Annotated in this window: 21 protein-coding genes; 14 read left to right on the top strand and 7 right to left on the bottom strand. The window is 46.9% G+C overall.

Annotated features, from left to right (window positions below):
- Nucleotides 1–267: 267 nt before the first annotated feature.
- Entirely contained in the window at nt 268–795 is a 528-nt protein-coding gene (locus ACTHY5_RS04780) for an ATP--cob(I)alamin adenosyltransferase (RefSeq protein WP_441877135.1), read from the bottom strand.
- A gap of 388 nt (nt 796–1183) precedes the next feature.
- Between ACTHY5_RS04780 and trmA the strand changes: the two genes are divergently transcribed.
- Nucleotides 1184–2302, top strand: coding sequence for a tRNA (uridine(54)-C5)-methyltransferase TrmA (trmA, locus tag ACTHY5_RS04775; RefSeq protein ID WP_441877132.1), 1119 nt, complete (start codon nt 1184–1186; stop codon nt 2300–2302).
- 312 nt (nt 2303–2614) lie between these two features.
- On the opposite strand, the gene ACTHY5_RS04770 is transcribed toward trmA, so the two are convergent.
- Entirely contained in the window at nt 2615–3859 is a 1245-nt protein-coding gene (locus ACTHY5_RS04770; protein WP_441877129.1) for a malic enzyme-like NAD(P)-binding protein, read from the bottom strand.
- Between the two features lie 458 nt (nt 3860–4317).
- On the bottom strand, nt 4318–4533 hold the full coding sequence (gene rpmE / locus ACTHY5_RS04765; protein ID WP_441877126.1) for a 50S ribosomal protein L31: 216 nt from the start codon (nt 4531–4533) through the stop codon (nt 4318–4320).
- Between the two features lie 142 nt (nt 4534–4675).
- Here rpmE and priA point away from each other — a divergent pair, with 142 nt between their 5' ends.
- The 6 genes from priA (at nt 4676) to rraA (ending at nt 11936) form a co-directional block, all read left to right on the top strand.
- Entirely contained in the window at nt 4676–6874 is a 2199-nt protein-coding gene (gene priA, locus ACTHY5_RS04760; RefSeq protein ID WP_441877123.1) for a primosomal protein N', read from the top strand.
- 116 nt (nt 6875–6990) lie between these two features.
- The gene (argS, locus tag ACTHY5_RS04755) at nt 6991–8748 is read left to right on the top strand and encodes an arginine--tRNA ligase (protein ID WP_441877120.1); all 1758 of its coding nucleotides are present in this window, start codon (nt 6991–6993) and stop codon (nt 8746–8748) included.
- 3 nt (nt 8749–8751) lie between these two features.
- Nucleotides 8752–9330 (top strand): SPOR domain-containing protein, encoded by a 579-nt coding sequence (locus ACTHY5_RS04750; RefSeq protein ID WP_441877117.1) that lies wholly within the window; start codon nt 8752–8754, stop codon nt 9328–9330.
- An 81-nt stretch (nt 9331–9411) separates the two neighbouring features.
- Entirely contained in the window at nt 9412–9942 is a 531-nt protein-coding gene (gene hslV / locus ACTHY5_RS04745; protein WP_441877114.1) for an ATP-dependent protease subunit HslV, read from the top strand.
- Nucleotides 9943–9988: 46 nt separating this feature from the next.
- On the top strand, nt 9989–11320 hold the full coding sequence (gene hslU / locus ACTHY5_RS04740) for an HslU--HslV peptidase ATPase subunit (RefSeq protein WP_441877111.1): 1332 nt from the start codon (nt 9989–9991) through the stop codon (nt 11318–11320).
- A gap of 109 nt (nt 11321–11429) precedes the next feature.
- Nucleotides 11430–11936, top strand: a complete 507-nt coding sequence (gene rraA, locus ACTHY5_RS04735) for a ribonuclease E activity regulator RraA (RefSeq protein ID WP_441877108.1) — start codon at nt 11430–11432, stop codon at nt 11934–11936.
- Between the two features lie 85 nt (nt 11937–12021).
- Here the strand turns inward: rraA and zapB are convergent, their stop codons facing one another.
- The 4 genes from zapB to ACTHY5_RS04715 form a co-directional block, all read right to left on the bottom strand.
- Nucleotides 12022–12273, bottom strand: coding sequence for a cell division protein ZapB (gene zapB / locus ACTHY5_RS04730; protein ID WP_441877105.1), 252 nt, complete (start codon nt 12271–12273; stop codon nt 12022–12024).
- A 153-nt stretch (nt 12274–12426) separates the two neighbouring features.
- Complete coding sequence (cysE, locus tag ACTHY5_RS04725; protein ID WP_441877102.1) at nt 12427–13209, bottom strand: serine O-acetyltransferase; 783 nt, start codon at nt 13207–13209, stop codon at nt 12427–12429.
- Between the two features lie 3 nt (nt 13210–13212).
- Nucleotides 13213–14163: a cation diffusion facilitator family transporter gene (locus tag ACTHY5_RS04720; protein WP_441877099.1), complete on the bottom strand. Its 951-nt coding sequence runs from the start codon at nt 14161–14163 to the stop codon at nt 13213–13215.
- Nucleotides 14164–14235: 72 nt separating this feature from the next.
- The gene (locus ACTHY5_RS04715; RefSeq protein WP_441877096.1) at nt 14236–14700 is read right to left on the bottom strand and encodes a tRNA (cytidine(34)-2'-O)-methyltransferase; all 465 of its coding nucleotides are present in this window, start codon (nt 14698–14700) and stop codon (nt 14236–14238) included.
- Between the two features lie 247 nt (nt 14701–14947).
- On the opposite strand from ACTHY5_RS04715, the gene ACTHY5_RS04710 reads away from it, so the two are divergent.
- From ACTHY5_RS04710 to ACTHY5_RS04680, 7 genes are all read left to right on the top strand, one after another.
- Nucleotides 14948–16210, top strand: coding sequence for an imelysin family protein (locus ACTHY5_RS04710; RefSeq protein WP_441877093.1), 1263 nt, complete (start codon nt 14948–14950; stop codon nt 16208–16210).
- Between the two features lie 329 nt (nt 16211–16539).
- Entirely contained in the window at nt 16540–17928 is a 1389-nt protein-coding gene (locus ACTHY5_RS04705) for a di-heme oxidoreductase family protein (protein WP_441877090.1), read from the top strand.
- Nucleotides 17925–18959, top strand: a complete 1035-nt coding sequence (locus tag ACTHY5_RS04700) for an imelysin family protein (RefSeq protein WP_441877087.1) — start codon at nt 17925–17927, stop codon at nt 18957–18959. The genes ACTHY5_RS04705 and ACTHY5_RS04700 overlap by 4 nt, the downstream gene beginning before the upstream one ends.
- Complete coding sequence (locus ACTHY5_RS04695) at nt 18959–20041, top strand: DUF1513 domain-containing protein (protein WP_441877084.1); 1083 nt, start codon at nt 18959–18961, stop codon at nt 20039–20041. The genes ACTHY5_RS04700 and ACTHY5_RS04695 overlap by 1 nt, the downstream gene beginning before the upstream one ends.
- Nucleotides 20042–20303: 262 nt before the next feature.
- Entirely contained in the window at nt 20304–20570 is a 267-nt protein-coding gene (locus ACTHY5_RS04690; RefSeq protein ID WP_441877081.1) for a GlsB/YeaQ/YmgE family stress response membrane protein, read from the top strand.
- A gap of 93 nt (nt 20571–20663) precedes the next feature.
- Nucleotides 20664–21089 carry an NUDIX hydrolase gene (locus ACTHY5_RS04685; RefSeq protein ID WP_441877078.1) on the top strand — a complete coding sequence of 142 codons (426 nt, stop codon included), beginning with the start codon at nt 20664–20666 and terminating at the stop codon, nt 21087–21089.
- Nucleotides 21090–21561: 472 nt separating this feature from the next.
- On the top strand, nt 21562–22983 hold the full coding sequence (locus tag ACTHY5_RS04680) for an aspartate ammonia-lyase (RefSeq protein WP_441877075.1): 1422 nt from the start codon (nt 21562–21564) through the stop codon (nt 22981–22983).
- Nucleotides 22984–22986: the final 3 nt, after the last annotated feature.

The raw sequence follows: 22986 nt of genomic DNA, 5'->3' as shown, positions 1-22986 counted from the left end.
GTATATGGTCAGTTTGTATTAAGTAAAAAAACTAAGGACTATTTTTGCCACGGAAAAAGGTCTGAACTCACGGAAAAGACCAAAACCTTTTCTATAGTAAGAGCTCCCCTTATTTAGGTTTAGGTGTGTGGCCCTTACCCCTAAAAGTTTTGTTCAGATCTGATCTTTATTGTTCCGTGTTCTTCCGTGCCTCTCTGTAACAAACAAGCGTGGCGAAAAATTTTGATCAGTTAGTTTTACAGATTGGTATGACACAGAACAGTGCCCTTAGTAGTTAATACTAATATAGGGCACTTCTGTTATTTCAAGCCGATGCTTAATGGCAACGGTCAGCACAAAGAAGAAGTTGGCTAATACGTTGGCAAAGCGCGGTAAAACTTCGTCAAACTTAATACCAGCTTCTTCTAAACGTACTAACATCCGTACTATTTTTTTACCGGTGCAGCGACATAAATGCAGCTGTGGTACTGGGGCCGGCCCTCTGGGCAGCACAAAGCCTGTCACTCTGCCTTCGCTCGCTTGCTGGTAGTTGGTATAACGGTTTTTTAGCCACTCGATGTCTGTTTCAAAAATACCTAACTTGCCGCGCACCGAGCCGTTCAAATTGTAAATAAGTGGCTGTAATTGCTCTAAATCGGTGCGAATATCAACAAATTCTTCTGGCAACATAGCAAGCACCACACCAATGTGGCAACAGAGTTCGTCGGTGAGAATTTCATAATCACAGGTGAGTCGAGTTTCATGAATAAAGGGGTAACACCACTCGCGTAAATCGTCCGGTTTTTTGCGGCGCATCTTGGCTCCTGGGTAAAATATGAAAGACTAAAGACTTTTTGCCACGGAATCCACGGAAGAGCACGGAAAAATTAAGACCAGATAAAAGCGAAAAGTCATTTTCAATGGTAAGAAAAACCCCTTCGGGGAGTGGGAGCAGAAGGGGTTTGGTGGTCGCTGAACTTAATGTATGGCCTACAGCTTTGTTTTAGGTTCTACAAGTAATATTTTTCAGATTTGATCACTATTTTTCCGTGAGTTCCGTGGATTCCGTGGCAAAGAAGGTTTGGATTTTAAATCGTTCCGTGATCTTTCGCTGCGAAAAGGATGGAGTTCCTATGTTCACCTTCCCCCTTGGCCTATGGTCCGTGATAGAATTTGCGTTTAATTTTTATCAGAGGCAAAACACATGAGCACTGTGGTTAATCCGCACACCTATCAAGCGCAGTTGGATGCGAAAGTGACGCAACTGCAAGAGACTTTTGCGCCTTTTAACCCGCCCAGTTTAGATGTGTTTGCCTCTGAGCCTGAGCACTATCGCATGCGTGCTGAATTTAGAGTATGGCACCAGGGTGATGATTTATATTACATCATGTTTGATCAGGCTACTAAGCAGCAGTATCGGGTAGAGCAATTTCCGGTAGCGTCACGCTTAATCAACCAAGCCATGCCATTACTATTGGCACTGATTAAAGATAAGCCCACTCTGCGCCAAAGTTTATTTCAAGTCGATTTTCTTTCATCACTGAGTGGCGAGCTGGTGATCAGTCTCTTGTATCACCGTCAATTAGATGATGCTTGGCAGCAAGGCATGCAAGCTGTGCGTGAGCAACTACAAGCACAAGGGGTTAACGCCAGTATTATTGGCCGTGCCCGCAAACAAAAATTAGTACTGGGCCAAGATTATGTGGTTGAAAAATTAACGGTTGGTACTGAAACCAGTCAGAAAGAGCTTATTTATCAGCAAGTAGAAAACAGTTTTACCCAGCCTAATGGTCGTATGAATGAGCAGATGCTGAGCTGGGCGCTAGCTGTCACTCAGGGCGCCAGCGGTGACTTGCTAGAGCTATATTGTGGTAACGGTAATTTTTCATTGGCCTTAGCAGCCAACTTCAACCGAGTGCTGGCCACTGAAATTGCCAGTTCATCGGTGAAGTCGGCGCAGTATAATATTGCCGCAAATGACATTGATAACGTGACAATTTTACGGATGTCGGCAGAAGAGTTTACCCAAGCGATGCGTGGCGTGCGCGAGTTTCGCCGCTTAAAGGGCATCGACTTAACCAGCTACAACTGCAATACCATTTTGGTTGACCCACCTAGAGCGGGCCTTGATGAAGAAACGGTACGCTTGGTACAAGAATACGACAATATTGTGTATATCTCCTGCAACCCAGACACCTTGTCCCATAACTTAGCCACCTTATCCCACACTCATACTATTGAGCGCTTTGCGCTGTTTGATCAGTTTCCCTATACCCACCATGTTGAAGCTGGGGTATATCTGAAGAGAAAGCTGGAAGCTTAAAGCCAGAAGCCAGAAGCCAGAAGCCAGAAGCCAGAAGCCAGAAGATAAAAACATGAGCAACGAAAATCCACAGAAGAACGCGGAACTATAAAGATCACATCTGAAAAGATCTTTTATTATTAATAAGATCCCTTTTCGCTCTTATCTTGATCTTTTCGCGGGTTTCGCGGATTTCGTTGCTAATGGGGTATTTACATCCCTACTCCCCATTCACTATTCCCTGCTCCCTAAAACTAAAAAGCACAGCCAAATGGCTGTGCTTTTTTATTGAGCTTATCGCTTCGGGCTGATGGTTGCCGAAGGGTAGGCTAATTAGTCTTGCATGTAGTTTGCTGGTAATTCAATACCGGCAACACCTGACTCTACTGCTGCAATAGCAACGGCACGTGCTACGCGCGGCAGTAAACGATGATCCATTGGCTTAGGAATAACATAGTCAGGGCCAAACTCTAATTTCTCGTAACCAGATGCATCCAATACATCTTGTGGTACTGGCTCTTTCGCCAAGTCACGAATCGCTTCAACGGCTGCTACTTTCATCTCATCGTTAATTTGTGAAGCACGAACGTCTAGTGCACCACGGAAGATGAACGGTAAGCACAGCACGTTGTTCACTTGGTTAGGGAAGTCTGAACGACCCGTACCCATTACTAAGTCTTGACGAGTGGCGTGAGCTAACTCAGGCTTAATTTCTGGATCTGGGTTTGAGCATGCGAAAATAACTGGCTTGTCTGCCATCATTTTAACAGCTTCAACAGGCAGTACATCTGGGCCAGAAACACCAACAAACACATCGGCACCGTCAATAACATCTTCTAGCGTACGCTTGTCGGTGTTGTTAGCAAACAGGGCTTTGTATTCGTTTAAGTCTTCACGACGAGAGTGGATCACACCGTTGCGGTCTAACATGTAAATATTTTCACGCTGAGCGCCACACTTAATTAGTAGTTGCATACAAGCAACAGCGGCAGCACCTGCACCCATGCACACAATTTGTGCTGTTTCAATGCGCTTACCTTGTACTTCTAGTGCGTTGATCAAACCCGCAGCAGTCACAATGGCAGTACCGTGCTGGTCATCGTGAAACACAGGTACGTTACAGCGCTCAATCAGTGCTTTTTCAATTTCAAAGCACTCAGGTGCTTTAATATCTTCTAAGTTGATACCACCAAAGGTGTCAGCAATAGAAGCAACTGTTTGAATAAATTCTTCTGTGGTGCGGTGTGTTACTTCAATATCAACCGAATCGATGTTAGCAAAACGCTTAAATAGTAACGACTTACCTTCCATTACTGGCTTAGAAGCCAATGGACCCAAGTTACCTAAACCAAGAATGGCTGTACCGTTGGTGATAACCGCAACTAAGTTGCCTTTACCCGTATATTTGTAGGCGTTATTTGGGTCAGCGGCTATTTCGCGTACTGGCTCAGCCACACCTGGGCTGTAGGCTAAGGCGAGATCCTTGGCGGTTTCTGCCGGCTTACTGATTTCAACGGAGATCTTTCCTGGAGTAGGAAAGGCATGATAATCGAGTGCTTTTTGACGGAAATCAGACATTCTACGAGTACCCTGATGTAATTGTTGACATTTAGATGATTTTTGTGTGAATCAGTTTATCACAATGTTTGCACAATGTGATAGTAATCAACTTATTTGATATTGACTAGCAAAAAACATTGCTTTATTTATTTCTCTCTATAGCAGCTCTTATTGCGGCTTATTCGGGCAACATCACTATTAAATATCACCCTTTATTTATTAGGCAGTGGATTACCCTATTATAAGCTAGCATTAACTTGCATAAGCAGTTCAATTTGAACCCGTGCATGAGATGGCGCTGCGCGCCATTTCGCGGCTGAAGCGCGCGACTACAAGGGCGATATTTAGACCTTGCGTAAGGCGTAAGGCGTAAGGCGTAAGGCGTAAGGCGCGTAACGTACAGCGATATTGGGTATTGGGTGTTTATTAGCAATAAAAAAGGCGCCTTAAGGCGCCTTTTTTGCGATAATAATCGCTTATTTCTTGCTACCAAGTGCACCGAAGCGCTTGGTGAAGCGGTCAACACGACCGCCGGTATCGGTCATTTTCTGCTTACCAGTGTAGAAAGGGTGGCAAGCGCCGCAAACGTCCAAGTTTAGGCTTTTGCCTAGGGTAGAACCAACTTTGATCTCGTTACCACAAGAACATTTAGCAGTAATTTCGTTGTACTCTGGGTGAATACCTTGTTTCATGGGAAAACCTCTAAATTTGTAGGCCGTGTCGCTATCTGATCCAATGCCAGACACCACACGTAATGATTCACGTTTTGTGAAGGATGCGAATAATATAGGATCGCTTTTTTACAGGCAAGGATTAACGAAGGATAATTCACCAATGTCGACATCGAGCGCCCCAGCATTATTGCGAGTTGCACTGCCCGTTCCGCTGCGGCGAGAATTTGACTACCTCTGTACACCTCCCCTGCCTGCACCCGGCTGTAGGGTTACAGTGCCCTTTGGCGCTCGTTCGCTTACGGCACTGGTATTATCTCATCCTAGTGAGTCAGAAGTGGCACTAGGCAAACTCAAAGCCATTACTGCCCAGTTAGATAACAGTCCACTTTTAGCGAAGGCAGAATTAAAATTACTGGCTTGGGCTACACAATATTACTTACACGCCCCAGGTGAGGTTTATTTTCAGGCACTGCCCACCTTGTTGCGAAAAGGCGAAGCCGCTGCCTATCGCAGTTCATCGTATTGGTATTTATTGGATGAACAGGCAACCGTGCCTGAACAGGCGATTAAACAGCAACAAGCGCTAACCTTGCTACGCAAAGGCCCACTTACTCGTGGCGAGCTACAAGTAAGAGGCATTAGTAGTGCGATTTTACAAGCGCTGGCCAAAAAGCAACTAATAGAAAAGCGCGAGCAAATTCCAGAGCCTAAAGACTGGCGCCACACCAAACAACTGACGACTGAAGAGGATAAGCCCCACTTAACCACAGAACAGGCACTGGCGGTAAGCCTCATTCAAAGTGCTCATGGTTTTAGTCCTTTTTTATTAGAGGGGATTACTGGATCGGGTAAAACCGAGGTTTATCTGCAAGTGATGGAAGCCGTGTTAAAGGCAGGCCGTCAGGTATTAGTACTGGTGCCTGAAATTGGCCTCACCCCACAAACCATAGCGCGTTTTCAACAACGCTTTAACTTACCCATTAGCACATTGCATTCTGCTATGAATGAACGTGAGCGGCTAGACGCTTGGCTATCGTGTCGAGATGGCAGTACCGCCATTGTTATTGGCACTCGCTCAGCCCTGCTTACTCCCTTTGCCCGTTTGGGGCTTATTATTATTGATGAAGAGCACGACACTTCTTTTAAACAACAAGAGGGGTTTCGTTATCACGCCAGAGATCTCGCATTACTGCGCGCGCATCAGTTAGACATTCCTATTGTACTGGGCTCTGCTACCCCAAGCTTTGAAAGTTTACACAACGCCGCTCAGGGCAAATATCAGCTGTTAACCCTCAGTCAGCGCCCCGGCACCGCCACTGTGGCTGAACACCTCTTGCTCGATAGTCGACGCGTACAAATGCATGCTGGTTTATCTCCGCAGCTGATTGAACTATTGGGGCAAGAACTGACCAAGGGTAACCAGGTAATGCTGTTTTTAAATCGGCGCGGTTATGCCCCTGCTTTGTTGTGTCATGGTTGTGGCTGGCTGGCAGATTGTGAGCGCTGCGATGCGCACTTTACTTGGCATCAAAGTCCGTCACGCTTGCACTGTCACCATTGTGATTATCAAAGACCTCTGCCGCCAAGTTGTCCGCAATGTGGCCAAGCGCAGTTAATTGGCACCGGCCTTGGCACCGAGCAGGTAGAACAAGCATTAATGGGGCTGTTTCCGCAATATGGTATTATTCGTATCGATCGCGATAACACTCGCCGCAAAGGCAGCTTAGCACAGCACTTAGAAGGCATTCGTAATGGCCAATATCAAATATTAATTGGCACCCAAATGCTGGCAAAAGGCCACCATTTTCCAGATGTCACCTTAGTGGCTATGTTAGATGCCGATGGCGCTTTGTTTGCCAGTGACTTTAGGGCAACAGAACGTTTTGCCCAGCTGTATATTCAAGTGGCCGGACGAGCGGGCCGAGCCAGTAAACCTGGGCAGGTAGTATTACAAACTCACCAGCCTGAGCATGCTTTGTTACAAGATTTGGCCAATCAAGGCTATCAGCACTTTGCGCACAGTGCATTGCAAGAGCGCCAAGCTGCTCAGCTGCCGCCCTTTAGTTTTCAGGCCTTATTTCGTGCCCAAGCCACTAATGCCAAACAGGTACACACTTTTTTATACGAACTTGTGCAGCAGCTACAGCCACAATTGCCGGCCACTGTGCTGTGCTTGGGGCCGCTGAGTGCACAAATGGAACGCAAAGCGGGACAGTATCGTTACCAGCTATTACTACAAGCGAGCAATAGGCGCGAGCTGGCGGGGGCCTGTCGGTTGGCGCTGGCAATCATTGACTCCCTAGTTTCAGCCCGAAAAGTGCGCTGGTCACTAGATATAGACCCTTCTGAGCTGTGGTAATGCACTCCTTATGTCTTGGCGGTGGTTTTCTGCACCTGATATGAGTAGAATTTCCTACTCGGGTTAGCTCCAACCATGGGGCCAGCAGGCCCTAATTCTTAATTTGGTGAAAATAAATGAAAGAACATATTCAGGCTTTACTTGAAACAACGCTATCTACCTTGCAAGCACAAGGCAAACTGCCAGCCGAACTGGATCCGCGCATTCAAGTAGACAGAACCAAAGATAAGAGTCATGGAGACTTGGCCACTAACCTAGCCTTGCTACTGGCAAAGCCTGCCAAGCAAAACCCGCGTGTTTTGGCCCAATTGCTAGTCGACCACCTTCCGCATTCTGAATTGGTAGCCAAAACTGAGTTAGCGGGGCCTGGCTTTATTAACTTCTTTTTAGACAGCAATTGGTTAGGCAGTCAAATTGATGCCATGGTCGCCAACGACCGTGCTAATGTACCTGTGGTAGAACAGCCACAAACCATAGTGGTGGATTACTCGGCACCTAACGTAGCCAAAGAAATGCACGTGGGGCACCTGCGCTCTAGTGTGATTGGCGATGCTGTGGTGCGCGCGTTAGAGTTTCAGGGGCACAATGTAATTAGAGCCAACCACATTGGTGACTGGGGTACTCAGTTTGGCATGCTGATTGCCCACCTAGAAGAGTTAGAAAAAGAAAATCCAGACGTGGCAGATTCGGGTTTATCTGATTTAGAGCAATTTTATCGTGAGTCTAAACAAAAATACGATGCTGATGCAGCCTTTGCAGAACGGGCCCGTAACTATGTGGTGAAATTGCAAGGCGGCGATACCTACTGCTTAGCCATGTGGCAAAAGCTGGTTAATATTACACTGCAACATAACCAAGCCGTTTATGATCGCCTTAATGTCTCTTTAACGCCTGAGCATGTTATGGGTGAAAGCATGTATAACCCTATGCTGGCAGATATAGTCGATGATCTAAAGGCCAAAGGCTTGGCAGTAGAAGACCAAGGCGCTGTAGTGGTGTACTTAGATGAGTACCAAAATAAAGACGGCAACCCCATGGGCGTGATTATTCGCAAAAAAGATGGCGGTTACCTGTATACCACAACCGATATTGCCTGTGCCAAATATCGTTATGAGCAGCTTAACGCTGATCGTGTGTTGTACTTTATTGATTCACGCCAACATCAACACTTGATGCAGGCATGGAACATAGTGCGCAAGGCCGAGTATGTGCCTGAGTCGGTCAGCCTTGAGCATCACGCTTTTGGCATGATGCTAGGTAAAGATGGCCGTCCTTTTAAAACCCGCTCGGGTGGTACAGTGCGCTTGGTTGATCTGCTAGATGAAGCGCAAGAAAGAGCTTCGGCTTTATTGGCGAAACGAGACACTGATTTTAATGAATCAGAAAAAGCCGAGATTGCTCGTCGTGTCGCCATGGGAGCCGTCAAGTATGCAGATCTTTCTAAAAGCCGCACCACGGATTATATTTTTGACTGGGACAACATGCTGTCTTTTGAAGGCAATACCGCGCCTTATTTGCAGTACGCCTACACCCGTATTCAGTCAATTTTCCGCAAGTCAGGTATTTTGACCGACGCCAACTTACAAGGCCAAGTGATTATTACTGTTGCCGCTGAAGAAGCTTTAGCCAATAAGCTGCTGCAATTTAATGACGCCATTAAGTCGGTGGCCGATAAAGGGTTACCACACCTAATGTGCCTCTATCTTTATGAATTATCTGGCGCCTTTATGACCTTTTATGAAGCCTGCCCTATCAATAAAGAAGGGGTTACCATTGAAGAGCGTAACAGCCGGTTACGTTTATGTGCTGCCACCGCTAAAGTACTAGATCAAGGCCTATCTTTACTGGGTATTGATACCATGGAGCGTATGTAATCCATGGCTAAGGATTATGTAAGGCGCACCAAACCTAAAGCAAAAGGGAAAACCGCAGCGAAAAAAGGCGGCGCTCGCAGCCGTGCGCCTCAGTCACGACGACTGCCAATATTGCCTATTATTTTGCTTATTATGGTGGCCGGTGCTTTAGGGTATTTGATTTATATTGTTAAGGGTGCCGCAGATAAGCAACCTGTAGCACCTGCTATAGCAACCCAAACAGCCCCGGCTAAACAGCCACCTGTGGTAAATCCTATCGATCAAAAGCCCACCGAAAAATGGACTTACATTGAGCAGCTAGAAAATAAAGAAGTGGTGGTTAAAGTGCCTGAGGCTAAGCAATCAACGCGTCCTTATTTAATGCAATGTGGTTCATTTAAATCCTCTGCTCAGGCAGAGCAATTAAAAGCAAAAATTGCGTTTCAAGGCTTAGTCGCACAAATTCGCCATAAAAGTGGCAGTGCTTGGCACAGGGTTATTTTAGGCCCTTATGACAGCAAACGACTAGCAGAACAACATAAACACAAGCTGATTAAAGCGAAAGCCGTCAGTGATTGTGCAATCTGGTTCTGGGAGGGTTGATCTCACTCACTATCGTCCCCATTTCTGTGTAAGTGACATTTTCGCCAGTAAGACTGGCTACACAGTCAAGTGAGGTTTTTAGTGACAACGATTGTTTCAGTGCGCCGTAATGGCAAAGTGGTTATCGGCGGCGATGGCCAAGTTTCATTAGGTAATACCGTAATGAAAGGCAATGCTCGCAAAGTACACCGCCTGTATAACGGCAAAGTGCTAGCCGGTTTTGCCGGCGGCACCGCCGATGCTTTCACCTTACTGGAACGCTTTGAGTCCAAGTTACAAGCTCATCAAGGTAACTTAGAGCGAGCCGCGGTGGAGCTGGCAAAAGATTGGCGCACCGATCGTGCCTTACGCAAATTAGAAGCCTTATTGGCGGTCGCCGATGAGAAAAATTCCTTTATTATTACCGGTAACGGCGATGTTGTTCAGCCCGAACAAGACTTGATCGCCATAGGCTCTGGCGGCGCTTTTGCCCAGTCAGCCGCCCTCGCCTTATTGGATAATACCGACTTAAATGCCGACGAAATAGTGGAAAAAGCACTCACTATTGCCGGTGGTATCTGTGTATTTACCAATACCAGCCAAACCATTGAAGTACTGGATTACGACCACTAATTTGCTGAGGGCTTGAAGGTTCGAGCCCGTATCATAGGATTTTATTATGTCTAATATGACGCCAAGAGAAATCGTTCACGAACTAGATAAGCACATTGTTGGGCAAGCTGACGCTAAACGCGCAGTGGCCATTGCCTTGCGTAATCGCTGGCGTCGCATGCAGCTGCCTGCTGAATTGCGCCAAGAGGTTACACCTAAAAACATTCTGATGATTGGCCCAACTGGGGTGGGTAAAACCGAAATTGCTCGCCGTTTAGCGAAGTTGGCCAACGCGCCTTTTATTAAAGTAGAAGCCACTAAATTTACCGAAGTGGGCTATGTGGGTAAAGAGGTCGACAGTATTATTCGCGATCTTACCGATGTAGCAATGAAGCTTACCCGTGATGTGCAGATTAAGAAGCACCGCCATAGTGCTGAAGAAGCGGCCGAAGAACGTATTTTAGACGTGTTATTACCTAATCCACGTAACAGTAAAGGCGAAGAAGAAAAGGCTGATAACAGCGGAAGCCGCCAAATATTTCGTAAAAAATTGCGTGAAGGCCAGCTAGACGATAAAGAAATTGATATTGATGTGTCGGCACCACAAATGGGTGTAGAGATTATGGCACCTCCTGGCATGGAAGAAATGACCAGTCAGTTACAAGGCATGTTCCAAAACCTATCGTCAGACCAAACCAGTAAACAGCGTAAAATGAAAATTAAAGACGCGATAAAGTTACTGATAGAGGAAGAAGCGGCTAAGTTATTAAACCCAGAAGAACTTAAAGAACAAGCGATTCATGCGGTAGAGAACCACGGTATCGTGTTTATTGATGAGTTTGATAAGATTTGTAAACGCGGCGAAAGCTCTGGCCCCGATGTGTCTCGTGAAGGCGTGCAGCGCGATTTGTTACCGCTCATAGAAGGCAGCACCATTAATACCAAACACGGTATGGTGCGCACCGATCACATGCTGTTTATTGCCTCGGGCGCGTTTCAGGTGGCTAAGCCGTCTGACTTAATTCCTGAGTTGCAAGGTCGTCTCCCCATTCGCGTTGAGCTCTCTTCGCTGAACACTGATGACTTTGAGCGCATTTTAACTGAGCCTAATGCTTCACTTACCGAGCAGTATAAAGCCTTGTTGGCCACAGAGAAGGTTACGGTGGAGTTTAGCAAAGCAGGTATTCGTAGCTTAGCTGAGGCCGCATGGCGCGTGAATGAGAGCACAGAAAACATTGGTGCCCGTCGATTACACACTATTATGGAGCGCCTATTAGATGAGCTTTCTTTTGAAGCTTCTGATAAGTCAGGTGAAACCATTTTAGTCGATGAAGATTACGTCAATCGCTATTTAAAAGACTTGGTAGAAGACGAAGACTTAAGCCGCTATATCCTTTAATTCTTCCGTAATAAGAGCGGTTATGCCTTCACTCATACAATAGTGATTGAAAACCGCTCTTATCACCTTATACTTGATATTACCTTGTTTCCTGCATGTGGCTGATTTCATGGAATACAATACATCTGAATTGTGTGATATCTATATAGATATGGTGGATGTGGTTGAACCCATGTTCGCAAGTTTTGGTGGCCGTAACTCGTTTGCGGGCTCCGTTTCTACTGTTAAGTGCTTTGAATCTAACGGCTTAATTATTGAGGCCGTAAAAGAAGATGGTGCAGGGCGCGTGCTGTTAATTGATGGTGGCGGCTCATTACGCCGGGCACTGATTGATGCCACCATTGCCGAAACCGCAGCGGATAATGGCTGGGAAGGCATTATTTGTTATGGCAGCGTGCGTGAGGTAGATGCACTTGAAGACATCAATATTGGTATTCAAGCATTGGCTTCTATTCCGGTCGGTAGCGACGATACTAACATTGGCGAATACCAAGTGCCGGTTAATTTTGGCGGTGTCACCTTTCTTCCTGCCGATCACATTTATGCCGACACCACAGGGGTGATTCTTTCTCCTGAACCGCTAGATGTCGACGGCGAAGAAGACGACGAAAGCTAGAAGTCGGAAGCTAAATCAAACAAAAAGGCCAACCCTAGGGTTGGCCTTTTTGGTCGAATAAATTCAACCCTACAATACAGCTTGATTAAACGTTTTCTTCAACCTGATCAATTTTACCCAGCAATACACGCAGGCGATCTTGCCAAGCTTCATGTTGCTGTTTTAACTGCTGATTTTCTTGCTCTAGCTGTGTATGATTTTGCGTAAGTTGTTGCTTTTCTTCACCTAACTTAGCATTTTGCTCTTTTAGCTCTTCCACTTCCATTTGCAACAAGTCGATAGCATCAACTGCGGCCTGAATTTTTGTTTCTAGCTTTTCCAATACATCAAAAGACATGCTCTCACCCCTAACTTACCATTATTTGGCACACTGGCCTCTCACACGCGGAGGATACAGCGGCCTTTGATAGACAACAAGTAACCAATGCGATTGCAACAAGGATTACGTATAATTTATCTGGCCTGCGTCAATAATCCGCCAATAGGCCGCTTAAATATTCTGATTCATCGCACGAGATGGCATTTCAGAACAAGGGCGCCCTACTACCTTAGCCGGTACACCAGCCACAGTAGTATGGGGGGGGACTGCGTCTAGTACCACGCTACCAGCGCCTATTTTAGCGCCGACGCCCACCTCAATATTACCCAATATTTTAGCGCCAGCGCCAATCATCACCCCTTCACGAATTTTAGGATGCCGATCACCGCCCGCCTTGCCAGTGCCGCCCAAGGTGACACTTTGTAAAATTGACACATTATCTTCTACTACTGCCGTTTCGCCCACCACAATACTGGTTGCGTGATCTAGCATAATCCCCTTACCAATACACGCTGCTGGGTGGATATCGACACCAAACACCACAGAGATTTGATTTTGCAGATAAGTCGCAAGCGCGCGCCTATTATGGCGCCATAGCCAATTAGCAATACGATATCCTTGCAGCGCGTGAAAGCCCTTTAAATACAACAAAGGAGTAGAAAACAGGTCAACGGCTGGATCTCGCTCTTGTACGGCACAAATGTCGGTGGCTGCGCCATCTAAAATAGCAGGCTCAGACTCAACAACACTTTCTATCACTTCGCGTAAGCTAATGGCGGGCATAACTGAGCTGCCAAGTTTATTGGCTAAAATAAAGCTCAATGAACACTTTAGCGTATCGTGATTCAATATGGTTGAATAATAAAAACTACCGAGCATAGGCTCTTCTACAATCATCCAACGAGCTTCTTCGCGGATGCGCAACCAAGTACTCGCTTGAATACCGTCTTCCATGGATTAAACCTTGTTTGCTTTAAAATGTGAGGTATTCATATCCCTATCGCTAGAGGGAAGAACCGACAATGGGTCCATATGAATAATAATATCGGTACAAGGGAATAGCCGCTCTAATGCGTGTTCGGCCTGCACTACAATGCTATGTGCCTCTACCAGAGTTAGATTATCATCTAGCTCAATATGCAATTGAATAAACCGCGTTTGTCCAGATTGTCGGGTTCGCATGTCATGTAAGCCATATACCCCCTCTACTGCCAAGCACGCTTCAATAATGCGCTTTTGCTCAGCATCCGGCAACTGATGATCTAACAACATTTGTACTGCATCATACCCAATTTTTAACGCACCTTTAAGGATATAACCGCCAATCAAGAGCGCAAATAATGCATCTGCCCAATGAAAGCCTATCCAAGCTAGGCCAATGGCTAATAATACCCCCACATTCAGCAAGAGATCTGAGCGGTAATGTAACTGATCGGCTTTAATAGCCACCGAGTGGGTCTTTTTAATAACATAGCCTTGGTACAACACCAGTGCCACGGTAAGCAATAACGATAGTGCAATAACCCACAAACCAACGCCTGCATGGCTAACGGTTTGAGTATTAAATAATCGAGAAATACCGGTGATCATTAAAAACATCGCCGAGGCACTAATAAAAGCAGACTGAGCGAGTCCGGCAAGTGACTCGGCTTTTCCGTGACCAAAACGATGTTCATGATCCGCAGGCACTAAGGCATAGCGAATCGCCATTAAGTTGATAAAAGAGGCGCTAATATCTAATAATGAGTCGGTTAGCGAGGCGAGCATACTGGCAGAGTCGGTATAGAACCAAGCTAATAGCTTAATGAGTATCATCAGCCCTGCCGCTAACATAGCCGCCTTAGCCGCCCGCGTAACGAGTTGATCATAACTCGAAGTCTGAGTTACCACTTCCTCTACCTTGTTCACACCACACTCCTTGCCCTTAAGGCCGCTGTGTTTTCAGTTATTTATCTTTAGCTTACAGCTGACTGCCTTGTTTCATTGCCCACCTATAAAGTCATGTTGGCGCCATGCCTCGTAGCTAATTACTGCCACTGCATTAGATAAATTTAAACTGCGGCTTTCGGCTTGCATCGGAATGCGGATACGCAACTCAGGGGCAATATCGGCCAACACCATCTCGGGTAAGCCACGAGTTTCGGGACCAAAGAGTAAAACATCTCCTGTTTGATAACGCGCCTTATGATGTAACTGACTCCCCTTAGTAGTACAAGCAAAAATGCGCTGCCCTGCTACGGCGGTTAAAAAATCAGTATAGTTAGCATGCTGAAAAATACGCCCAAAATCAGCATAATCTAAACCCGCTCGACGTAGCCTTTTTTCTTCTAAGGTGAACCCCATGGGTTCGATCAGATGCAGACGACACCCATTATTACGGGCCAAGCGCATTATATTGCCGGTATTAGGAGCAATTTCGGGTTCATACAGTGCAATATCAAACATGGGTTTCTCTTTACTTGTGAAGAGTGAATATATAATGCACAGCGCCTAATAACCCCCAATTGGGTAAGTCTTAGCCGTTGGCTTACAGCACATTTTACGCTGCATTGTTTCTGACTGCTAATCGGATCATCTTCTTATTTACCTCTCATATTTTATGACTACTTCTTGCGACAATTAACCAATAAGCGCTATTATCAATCTCGATAATACAAACCATTCTCACACTCATCTCTATAAGGATATTCGAATGCCTTACCAAAAACTGGCACTGGCGACCGCCATTGGCGCCCTGCTAAGCGGCTGTGCACAAACGAATGAACCCACAGTCACTCAAGGCGAGGTGGTTGAGCACTATGCTGATATCGCTCATGCCGTCTATAGTGATTCGTTGGCCACCGCCGAGCAGTTAGATGTGGCCATTAAGCAATTATTAGCCGCGCCTAGCGAGCATACCTTGGCTCAAGCACGTAGCGCTTGGATTGCCGCACGCGTGCCTTATCAGCAGTCGGAAGCCTTCCGCTTTGGTAATACCATTGTTGATGATTGGGAAGGTCAGTTAAATGCCTGGCCATTAGATGAAGGCCTGATTGATTATGTCGCTCCTGGCTATCAGCATGAGCTAGGTAACGAAGGCGCGACCGCTAATATTATTGCCAATACTCACCTACAAGTAGGTGGTGAGCATCTTGATGTGAGCAATATCACTCCCGAACTGTTAGCCGGTCTGAATGAAATTGCGGGCTCAGAAGCCAATGTGGCATCGGGTTATCATGCCATTGAATTTTTACTGTGGGGCCAAGACTTAAACGGTACCGGACCCGGTGCCGGTGAGCGCCCTTACACTGACTATGTGCTGGGTGAAAATTGCACTAATGGCAACTGTGACCGTCGTCGTGATTACTTACAAGCCGCCAGTGACTTACTGATCAGCGATCTCGGTTGGATGAGCGACCAGTGGCAAACCGGCGACAATGATAACTATCGCGCCGAGTTAACGGCACTGCCCGCCGAGGAAGGCTTACGCCGCATGTTGTTTGGTATGGGCTCGTTGTCGTTGGGTGAGCTGGCAGGCGAGCGCATGAAAGTCGCCTTGGTCGCCAACTCGGTAGAAGATGAGCACGACTGTTTTTCTGATAACACCCATAACTCTCACTATTATAACGAAAAAGGCATAGTGAACTTGATGTTTGGTGAGTATCAGCGTGCTGATGGCAACATCATGCAAGGGCCGTCGTTATTACAATTAGTGGCTCAGCAAGACAGCAGTGCCGCAAAGAAAATTGATATTCAGATGCGTACCAGCGAGCAAACTGTATATCAATTAGTACAGTCTGCCGAAGTAAACAACGTACACTTCGACCAGTTAATTGCTGCTAGTAACCCAAGCGGTAATAAATTGGTACAAGACTCTATTGATGCTTTAGTCGATCAGACGCGCGCCATTGAGTTAGCCGCCAACACCATTGGTATTACTAACTTAAGCCCAGACACGGCTGATCACGACTTTTAAGTCGTATTTTTTAAAACCTAAAGCTATTTTTGCCACGGAATACACGGAAAAATAGGGATCAAACCTGAAAAACTAAGATAAAATCCTTAAGGGGTAAGAGCCAAGCACCAGTTTTAACGAGGCTCTTACCATTAAAAATTTTATCAGTGATGACGAGTAATCAGTTTTGTGATCCTCGTAAAAAGCAGGTTATTTCGTGGCGAAAACCACTCTGATTTTAGATCGGAGCGTGATTACTTTTTACTTAGAATGGTGTAGCGCCGCACTTTCTTTGTTTACCTTGGTGCTGGGCGCTGGGCGCTTAGCGCTGCTCTTACCTTGGAACTTTTATGTGGTTACAACTCACAAGTGCACTGTTATGCGCAAGCTTGGCGATAAACGCCCAAGCCAACCCATTACAACCCGGCGGTAAAACCACCACAGATAAAAGCGGCAGCAGTGCGTTTTCTATGCCGGCTGCCAATTTAAGCTTTGATAAACGGCTGGATTTTTCAGTCGGCAACAGCTTTTTTCGTAACCCCTGGGTTACCGCTCCGGCCACCACAGATGCCCGCGACGGCTTAGGCCCCTTATTTAATACTAATGCCTGCCAAGGTTGCCATATTAGAGATGGTCGCGGCCATCCACCTCACGATCAGGCGGATAATGCGGTATCTATGCTAGTGCGCTTATCTATTCCTGATGATGCAAGCACTGAGCAACACGCATTATTAAAAATGCATGGTGTGATTGGTGAACCCACTTATGGGGGCCAATTACAAGATATGGCCATTCCTGGAGCAACCCCAGAAGGTAAGGTCAATATCCGCTATCACACGCATAATCTGACCTTAGGTGATGGCACTCAAGTTGAGTTACGCGATCCTATCTTAAGTGTGACTGAACTTGGCTATGGCGACTTAGACCCACAAACTATGTTCTCGGCACGTATTGCTCCGCCCATGATTGGCTTAGGGCTATTAGAGGCGATTACTGAAACTGACTTATTAGCGCGCCACGATCCAGACGATAACAGCGGTAACGGCATTAGTGGCCGCGCTAACCGAGTGTGGGATAATGATTTGCAGACCACAGTGATGGGCCGCTTTGGCTGGAAAGCCGGTCAGCCTAACTTACGCCAACAAAATGCCAGCGCCTTTGCTGGCGACATGGGGATTACCTCAGCGCTGTTTTTAGCCGATGATTGTACCGACACTCAAGCCTGTGACCGCTACCCCAACGGGGGCGAGCTTGAAGTGAGTGAAGACATCATGGATGCCGTAACCTTTTATAGCCAACACTTAGCCGTGCCGATGCGTCGTAATCTCGATAAGCCTGACGTTATTGCCGGTGAACAGTTATTTTTAGCACTGGGTTGCAGTAGCTGTCATACCCCTTCTTACACCACAGGCCCTCATGACAGCCCGGCATTAAGTCAGCAAAAAATTTACCCCTATACCGACTTGTTATTACACGACATGGGCGAGGGACTGGCAGATCATCGCCCAGAATTTTTAGCGAATGGCCGCGAATGGCGCACACCGCCACTATGGGGGTTGGGCTACGCCGCTGAAGTGGCCGGTAGCGAAGACGCCTTTTATTTACATGATGGCCGCGCTCGCACACTGTTAGAAGCCATACTGTGGCACGGTGGTGAGGCCGAAACCGCCAAGCAAAGCATGATGGCCATGGCGAGCACAGAGCGCGCCCAACTTATCGCCTTTTTGGAATCACTATGAAAACACCAGTATTACCCTTAGTTACATTGTTGGCCGCAATGGGAGCACTCAGTGCCTGCCAACATCAGCCTCATTCTGATACTGATTTAGCGCCGCTCACTCAGCAGCACCTTAACTTAATGCGCCAGCAAGCGGATCATCTTGCAAGCCAGTTACATCAGTTACAGCAACGCAGCCATGATTACTGCCAACCTGATGCCAACCCAGCCGCATTAGCACAGCTTAAACAAGCATGGCGCAGTAGCTTTGCCGCTTGGAGTGCACATCAGGGGCAAAGTGGTGGGCCACTCGATGCCGAGGGGCTGAGTTATGCCTTTCAATTTTGGCCCGATAAAAAAGACACTGTGGCTAAGCAGGTGCGCCGTGAATTGAGCGCGGTAAGCAAAGGTGAACCCGCCCCCCACCGCGGTGTGGTAACGACTTTAGGTGCTCTAGAATATCTTTTAGAAAGTGAGCTTAGCGCCAAACAGCAATGCCTGCTATTGCCCACCATCACCACCACACTCACCGCCAATGGCCAACAACTACAAGCGGCTTGGCATAATGCCGAGGGTTATCAGCAACAGCTAGCAAAAATGGCCGAGCAAGGCGGAAAAACCGCGCTACTCACCCAAATTTTAGGCCAGCTATCTCATCGTTATGACCGCATAGAAAAAAAATTAGTGCTGCCGTTAAATACCACTGATAACCCGCGCCCCTTGTTTGCTGAAGCCTGGCGCAGTGAGCAGTCTCTGCACTTTTTGCGCACCAGCCTGAGCTCACTAGAGCAAGAATACCGCCAAGGTGGTATTCGCAGCTATTTGCTCAGTACAGAACATCACGCTAGCGCCACCTTGGTTGATGAGGCTTTTGCTGATGCCTTAGCGCATCTTCCCCGCGGCGATAGCTTGGCCGAGTGGTTGAAAGGTGATAACTACGCCCAATTACTGCGTTTTAAAATTTCATTCGATCAGCTTGGCTATCAGCTCAAGCAGCGTCTGCCCCATGATTTAGAGTTAAGCTTGGGCTTTAATGCCACGGACGGTGATTAATGCACCGGCGGCAATTTTTAAAGTGTATGACAGCCGCGGGGGTATTAAGTAGTTTAGGGTTAATGGGCTGTACGCCCTTATATAAACCGGCCCAGCAGGCCTATGTAATAGGGGGCGGACGACGTACACATCATCGCTTTGTGGCTCAAGCGCTCAATATGGATGGCAGCTTGCGCTACGAACTGCCCCTACCCGCACGCGGCCACGGCATTACTGTACACCCTCATTTGCCACTGGCGGTGTGTCATGCTCGCCGCCCGGGGCAGTTTATGTGTTTATTTAATCATGCCAACGGCGAGCAAATACAGCTGTACTCGGCTGATGCCAACCGTCATTTTTACGGCCACGGTGCCTTTAGCGCCGATGGTCGTACCCTATTTACCACCGAAGGAGTCAGCCAAACCAGCCAAGGTGTAATTGGGGTCTATCACGTTGGCGAGCAACGCCTGACCAAGATGGATGAGTTTACCGGCTTTGGTATTGGCCCACACGAAATACGCACCCTACCCAATGGCAATATTGTGATTGGCGTGGGCGGTGTGCACACCCTAGGTCGCGAGCCATTAAACCTTGATACTATGGCCCCTAGCCTCACCTATCTAGATGCAAATACGGGACATATTTTAGAGCAAGCCCATTTAACTGATCCTAAATTATCTATTCGCCATTTGGCGGTCACGCAAGCAGGAGAGGTCTTTAGCGGCCAGCAATATCGTGGCGAGCCAGACGATTATCCGCCGTTAATCGTACACCACAAACCCGGCCAAGCGCTGCAACCCTTGGGAGGCGACACGCTAGATTGGGCGCGCTTTAATCACTACATTGCCAGCATTGCCGTCACCGATACCCTCATTGCCGCCACCTCACCACCCGGTAATTGCTATGGCTTATGGCACAGAGCAAGCGGGGAGCTGATCCGCATCTCTCCCTTGCCCGATGCTTCAGGGGCCGCCGCCGATAACGGTCAAATTTGGCTGAGTAGCGGCCAAGGTGGCATTAGCCAACTCGACAACAGCGGTCGCGAGCAGCGCTTTTATTCTCAATATCAGTGGGATAATCACTGGGCACTGATTGACGCTTGATGTGATAACAGCAAAACTAGTCGCCAAGAACTAAAGATAAGCACTATTTTTTGCAACGGAAGAACACAGAACCCATAGAAAAACAAAATCTGAAAAATCAAAGCCATAAGGGTTAAAGGTCATAGCAGACACAACCTCACATTTTATTAGTGCTTACCAATAAAATGTCTTGTTAACTTTCGATCTTATCTCATCTTAATTTTTCCGTGGGTTCTGTGGATTCCGTTGCGAGAGGTGTTAACGTTTTAATAGGGGTTATTTAATGGATATTATAAGTTGGATATTTTTTGGCCTGATTGCCGGCGTTATTGCTAAGTTTTTAATGCCGGGCCGTGATGGTGGCGGTTTGATCATGACCATTTTATTGGGTATCGCCGGTTCGTTTTTAGGTGGCTGGATCGGTAAAGAGTTTGGTATTGGCCGCGAATTAGGCTTTGGCACAATGAGTGGTTTTAATATGGCCAGCTTCTTCACCGCTGTAGTAGGTGCCCTTATCTTGTTGTTTATTTATCGGGTATTAAAACGCTAACCCGCCCCAAACTGACTTTAACTGGGCGCTTATTAGCGCTCAGAGCAAGCTTATTTTTATTCAATTACCCTATTTTTAAAGTGAGGAACACAAATGGCAGCATTACCCCAAGGCACCCCCAAACCTAAGGTAGGGGTCATCGCCATTGTTCGGCAGCAAGATAAGGTTTTATTGGTAAAGCGTAAGTTTGCTCCTCATGCTGGGCACTGGGGGTTTCCTGGTGGCAAATTAGAATGGGGCGAGACCATGGCAGAGGGCGCGGCACGTGAGTTATTAGAAGAAACCGCCATTATTGCCAAGATGCAAACGCCCTTTGCGTGCTTTGATGTGCTAGAAAGTGATAATAATGATCAATTAACACATCATTATGTGATGGTCGCCGTGAGTGGTAAGTATAGCAGTGGGGAAGCCCAAGCCGCCGATGATGCCGAAGCGGTAGGCTGGTTTTCTATTGCTGAGCTGCCCTCGCCTTTATGTCCTGATCTGGTTAATATTCTTGAAAGAGCAAGCGCTCAGTAATGTACTTTTATCACAATTAAAAAATAAAACTCTGATTTTTTATGCTCACTTCACAATACTAATACGCTTAGTGAGCATGTTATGACGCTACAAAGTCTCCCCTATTATCAGCGCACTTTACGCGCCTACTACTGCACCGCATCGTATGAAAAGCACCCAATTCAGGCTAAAAACCGTAAGCTAATGGCAATCAAGACTAGAAAAATTCATATTATTTCGCTATCTTTAGCTCTGTTTCATATCGCAGACGCCACATTATGGCTTCATAAACTCGCTAGAAAGCGGGGTTTAATATGAATAGCTATGCTAAAAAAGTGCGTATCTAAGAACTCCTCCCACTCGCTCCACCTGCTCATTCATCTGCCATTTTTTCCTTTATTCAATGGCTAAAAATGAGGACTGCTTGCCGAGCGTGTGCTGCCAGTTGCAGCTCTGGGACTTTATTTTAACTCAATTAATGGCAAAGGGACTTATGACTAGCGAATCCACTACAGAACAGCAAAAGAACACTCGAATTGAACATGATCTGTTGGGCGATCAAGCCGTTCCCGCTGATGCCCTCTATGGTATTCAAACCCAACGTGCCAAACAAAACTTTGATATTACCGGCATGCCCATTAGCCACTTTCCTGAGCTGGTAACATCACTGGCCATGGTTAAAGCCGCCGCGGCGCGTGCTAACCACAGCCACGGTTTATTAACCGATGAAAAGGCCAACGCCATTCAAGCCGCTTGCCAAACTCTGATTAATGGTGAGCATCACGACCAATTTATTGTGGATTTGATTCAAGGTGGTGCCGGTACTTCCACCAACATGAATGCCAATGAAGTGATTGCCAATATCGGCTTAAAAAAATTAGGTCACGAGTACGGTCAATACACGCATTTGCACCCTAATAACGACATTAACCGCTCACAGTCCACTAATGATGTGTATCCAACCGCCGCTCGCTTAGCCATAGTGTTTGCCGCACAAAGCTTAAAGTTTGCTATTGGCGATATTCAAAAAAGCTTGGCTGCGAAAGGCGAAGAGTTTAGTGATGTGCTAAAAATGGGCCGCACCCAAATGCAAGATGCTGTGCCTATGACCTTAGGCCAAGAGTTTCATGCTTTTGCCAGCGACTTAGGCGGCGAGCGCACCAGCATTGATCATGCCTGCGCCCAATTATGTGAAGTAAACTTAGGTGGCACCGCCATTGGTACCGGCATTAATGCACCTAGCGGTTACGCAAGCCTTGCTGTTAAAGAGTTAGCCGATATCAGCGGTTTGCCAGTCAGCCTAGCCGATGACCTAATTGCTGCGAGTGCCGATATGGGCGCCTTTGTCACTTTCTCGGGTAGCCTGAAGCGCTTGGCGGTTAAGCTGTCTAAGCTGAGCAACGATTTACGCTTGCTTTCTAGTGGCCCGCGTACCGGTTTGGCTGAAATTAACCTACCGGCCATGCAGCCAGGCTCTTCTATTATGCCGGGTAAGGTTAACCCCGTCATTCCTGAAGCCATGAACCAGACCGCTTTTCAGGTGATGGGTACCGACACTACTATTACGATGGCCGCTGAAGCCGCTCAGCTACAGCTTAACGCCATGGAACCACTTATTATCTATAACTTGTTAAATAACTGCCGTATTTTGAGCCAATCAATAAAAATGCTAGATGAGCTGTGTATCCGTGGTATTACCGCCAATGAAGAGCGCTGTAATCAACACGTAGAAAACAGCATCGGCATTGTGACCGCCTTAGTGCCTCACATTGGCTACGAAAATGCCAGCCGCATTGCCGGCCAAGCGTTATTAAGTGGTTTGGGTGTTGCCGAATTAGTGCGTAAAGAAGGCTTACTGACTGATGAGCAGTTAGCCGAAATTTTATCGCCTAAAGCCATGCTGCAAAGCTCGTAATAA

This window comes from Oceanisphaera sp. (genome assembly GCF_052084945.1).
Taxonomy (GTDB): Bacteria; Pseudomonadota; Gammaproteobacteria; order Enterobacterales; family Aeromonadaceae; genus Oceanimonas.
This window is presented reverse-complemented; position numbering and strand designations above follow the sequence as displayed.

Coding starts and splice junctions, on each gene's coding strand:
- ACTHY5_RS04780 (WP_441877135.1), bottom strand. CDS start 795: ATGCGCCGCAAAAAACCGGACGATTTACGCGAGTGGTGTTACCCCTTT.
- trmA (WP_441877132.1), top strand. CDS start 1,184: ATGAGCACTGTGGTTAATCCGCACACCTATCAAGCGCAGTTGGATGCG.
- ACTHY5_RS04770 (WP_441877129.1), bottom strand. CDS start 3,859: ATGTCTGATTTCCGTCAAAAAGCACTCGATTATCATGCCTTTCCTACT.
- rpmE (WP_441877126.1), bottom strand. CDS start 4,533: ATGAAACAAGGTATTCACCCAGAGTACAACGAAATTACTGCTAAATGT.
- priA (WP_441877123.1), top strand. CDS start 4,676: ATGTCGACATCGAGCGCCCCAGCATTATTGCGAGTTGCACTGCCCGTT.
- argS (WP_441877120.1), top strand. CDS start 6,991: ATGAAAGAACATATTCAGGCTTTACTTGAAACAACGCTATCTACCTTG.
- ACTHY5_RS04750 (WP_441877117.1), top strand. CDS start 8,752: ATGGCTAAGGATTATGTAAGGCGCACCAAACCTAAAGCAAAAGGGAAA.
- hslU (WP_441877111.1), top strand. CDS start 9,989: ATGTCTAATATGACGCCAAGAGAAATCGTTCACGAACTAGATAAGCAC.
- rraA (WP_441877108.1), top strand. CDS start 11,430: ATGGAATACAATACATCTGAATTGTGTGATATCTATATAGATATGGTG.
- zapB (WP_441877105.1), bottom strand. CDS start 12,273: ATGTCTTTTGATGTATTGGAAAAGCTAGAAACAAAAATTCAGGCCGCA.
- cysE (WP_441877102.1), bottom strand. CDS start 13,209: ATGGAAGACGGTATTCAAGCGAGTACTTGGTTGCGCATCCGCGAAGAA.
- ACTHY5_RS04715 (WP_441877096.1), bottom strand. CDS start 14,700: ATGTTTGATATTGCACTGTATGAACCCGAAATTGCTCCTAATACCGGC.
- ACTHY5_RS04710 (WP_441877093.1), top strand. CDS start 14,948: ATGCCTTACCAAAAACTGGCACTGGCGACCGCCATTGGCGCCCTGCTA.
- ACTHY5_RS04705 (WP_441877090.1), top strand. CDS start 16,540: ATGTGGTTACAACTCACAAGTGCACTGTTATGCGCAAGCTTGGCGATA.
- ACTHY5_RS04700 (WP_441877087.1), top strand. CDS start 17,925: ATGAAAACACCAGTATTACCCTTAGTTACATTGTTGGCCGCAATGGGA.
- ACTHY5_RS04695 (WP_441877084.1), top strand. CDS start 18,959: ATGCACCGGCGGCAATTTTTAAAGTGTATGACAGCCGCGGGGGTATTA.
- ACTHY5_RS04690 (WP_441877081.1), top strand. CDS start 20,304: ATGGATATTATAAGTTGGATATTTTTTGGCCTGATTGCCGGCGTTATT.
- ACTHY5_RS04685 (WP_441877078.1), top strand. CDS start 20,664: ATGGCAGCATTACCCCAAGGCACCCCCAAACCTAAGGTAGGGGTCATC.
- ACTHY5_RS04680 (WP_441877075.1), top strand. CDS start 21,562: ATGACTAGCGAATCCACTACAGAACAGCAAAAGAACACTCGAATTGAA.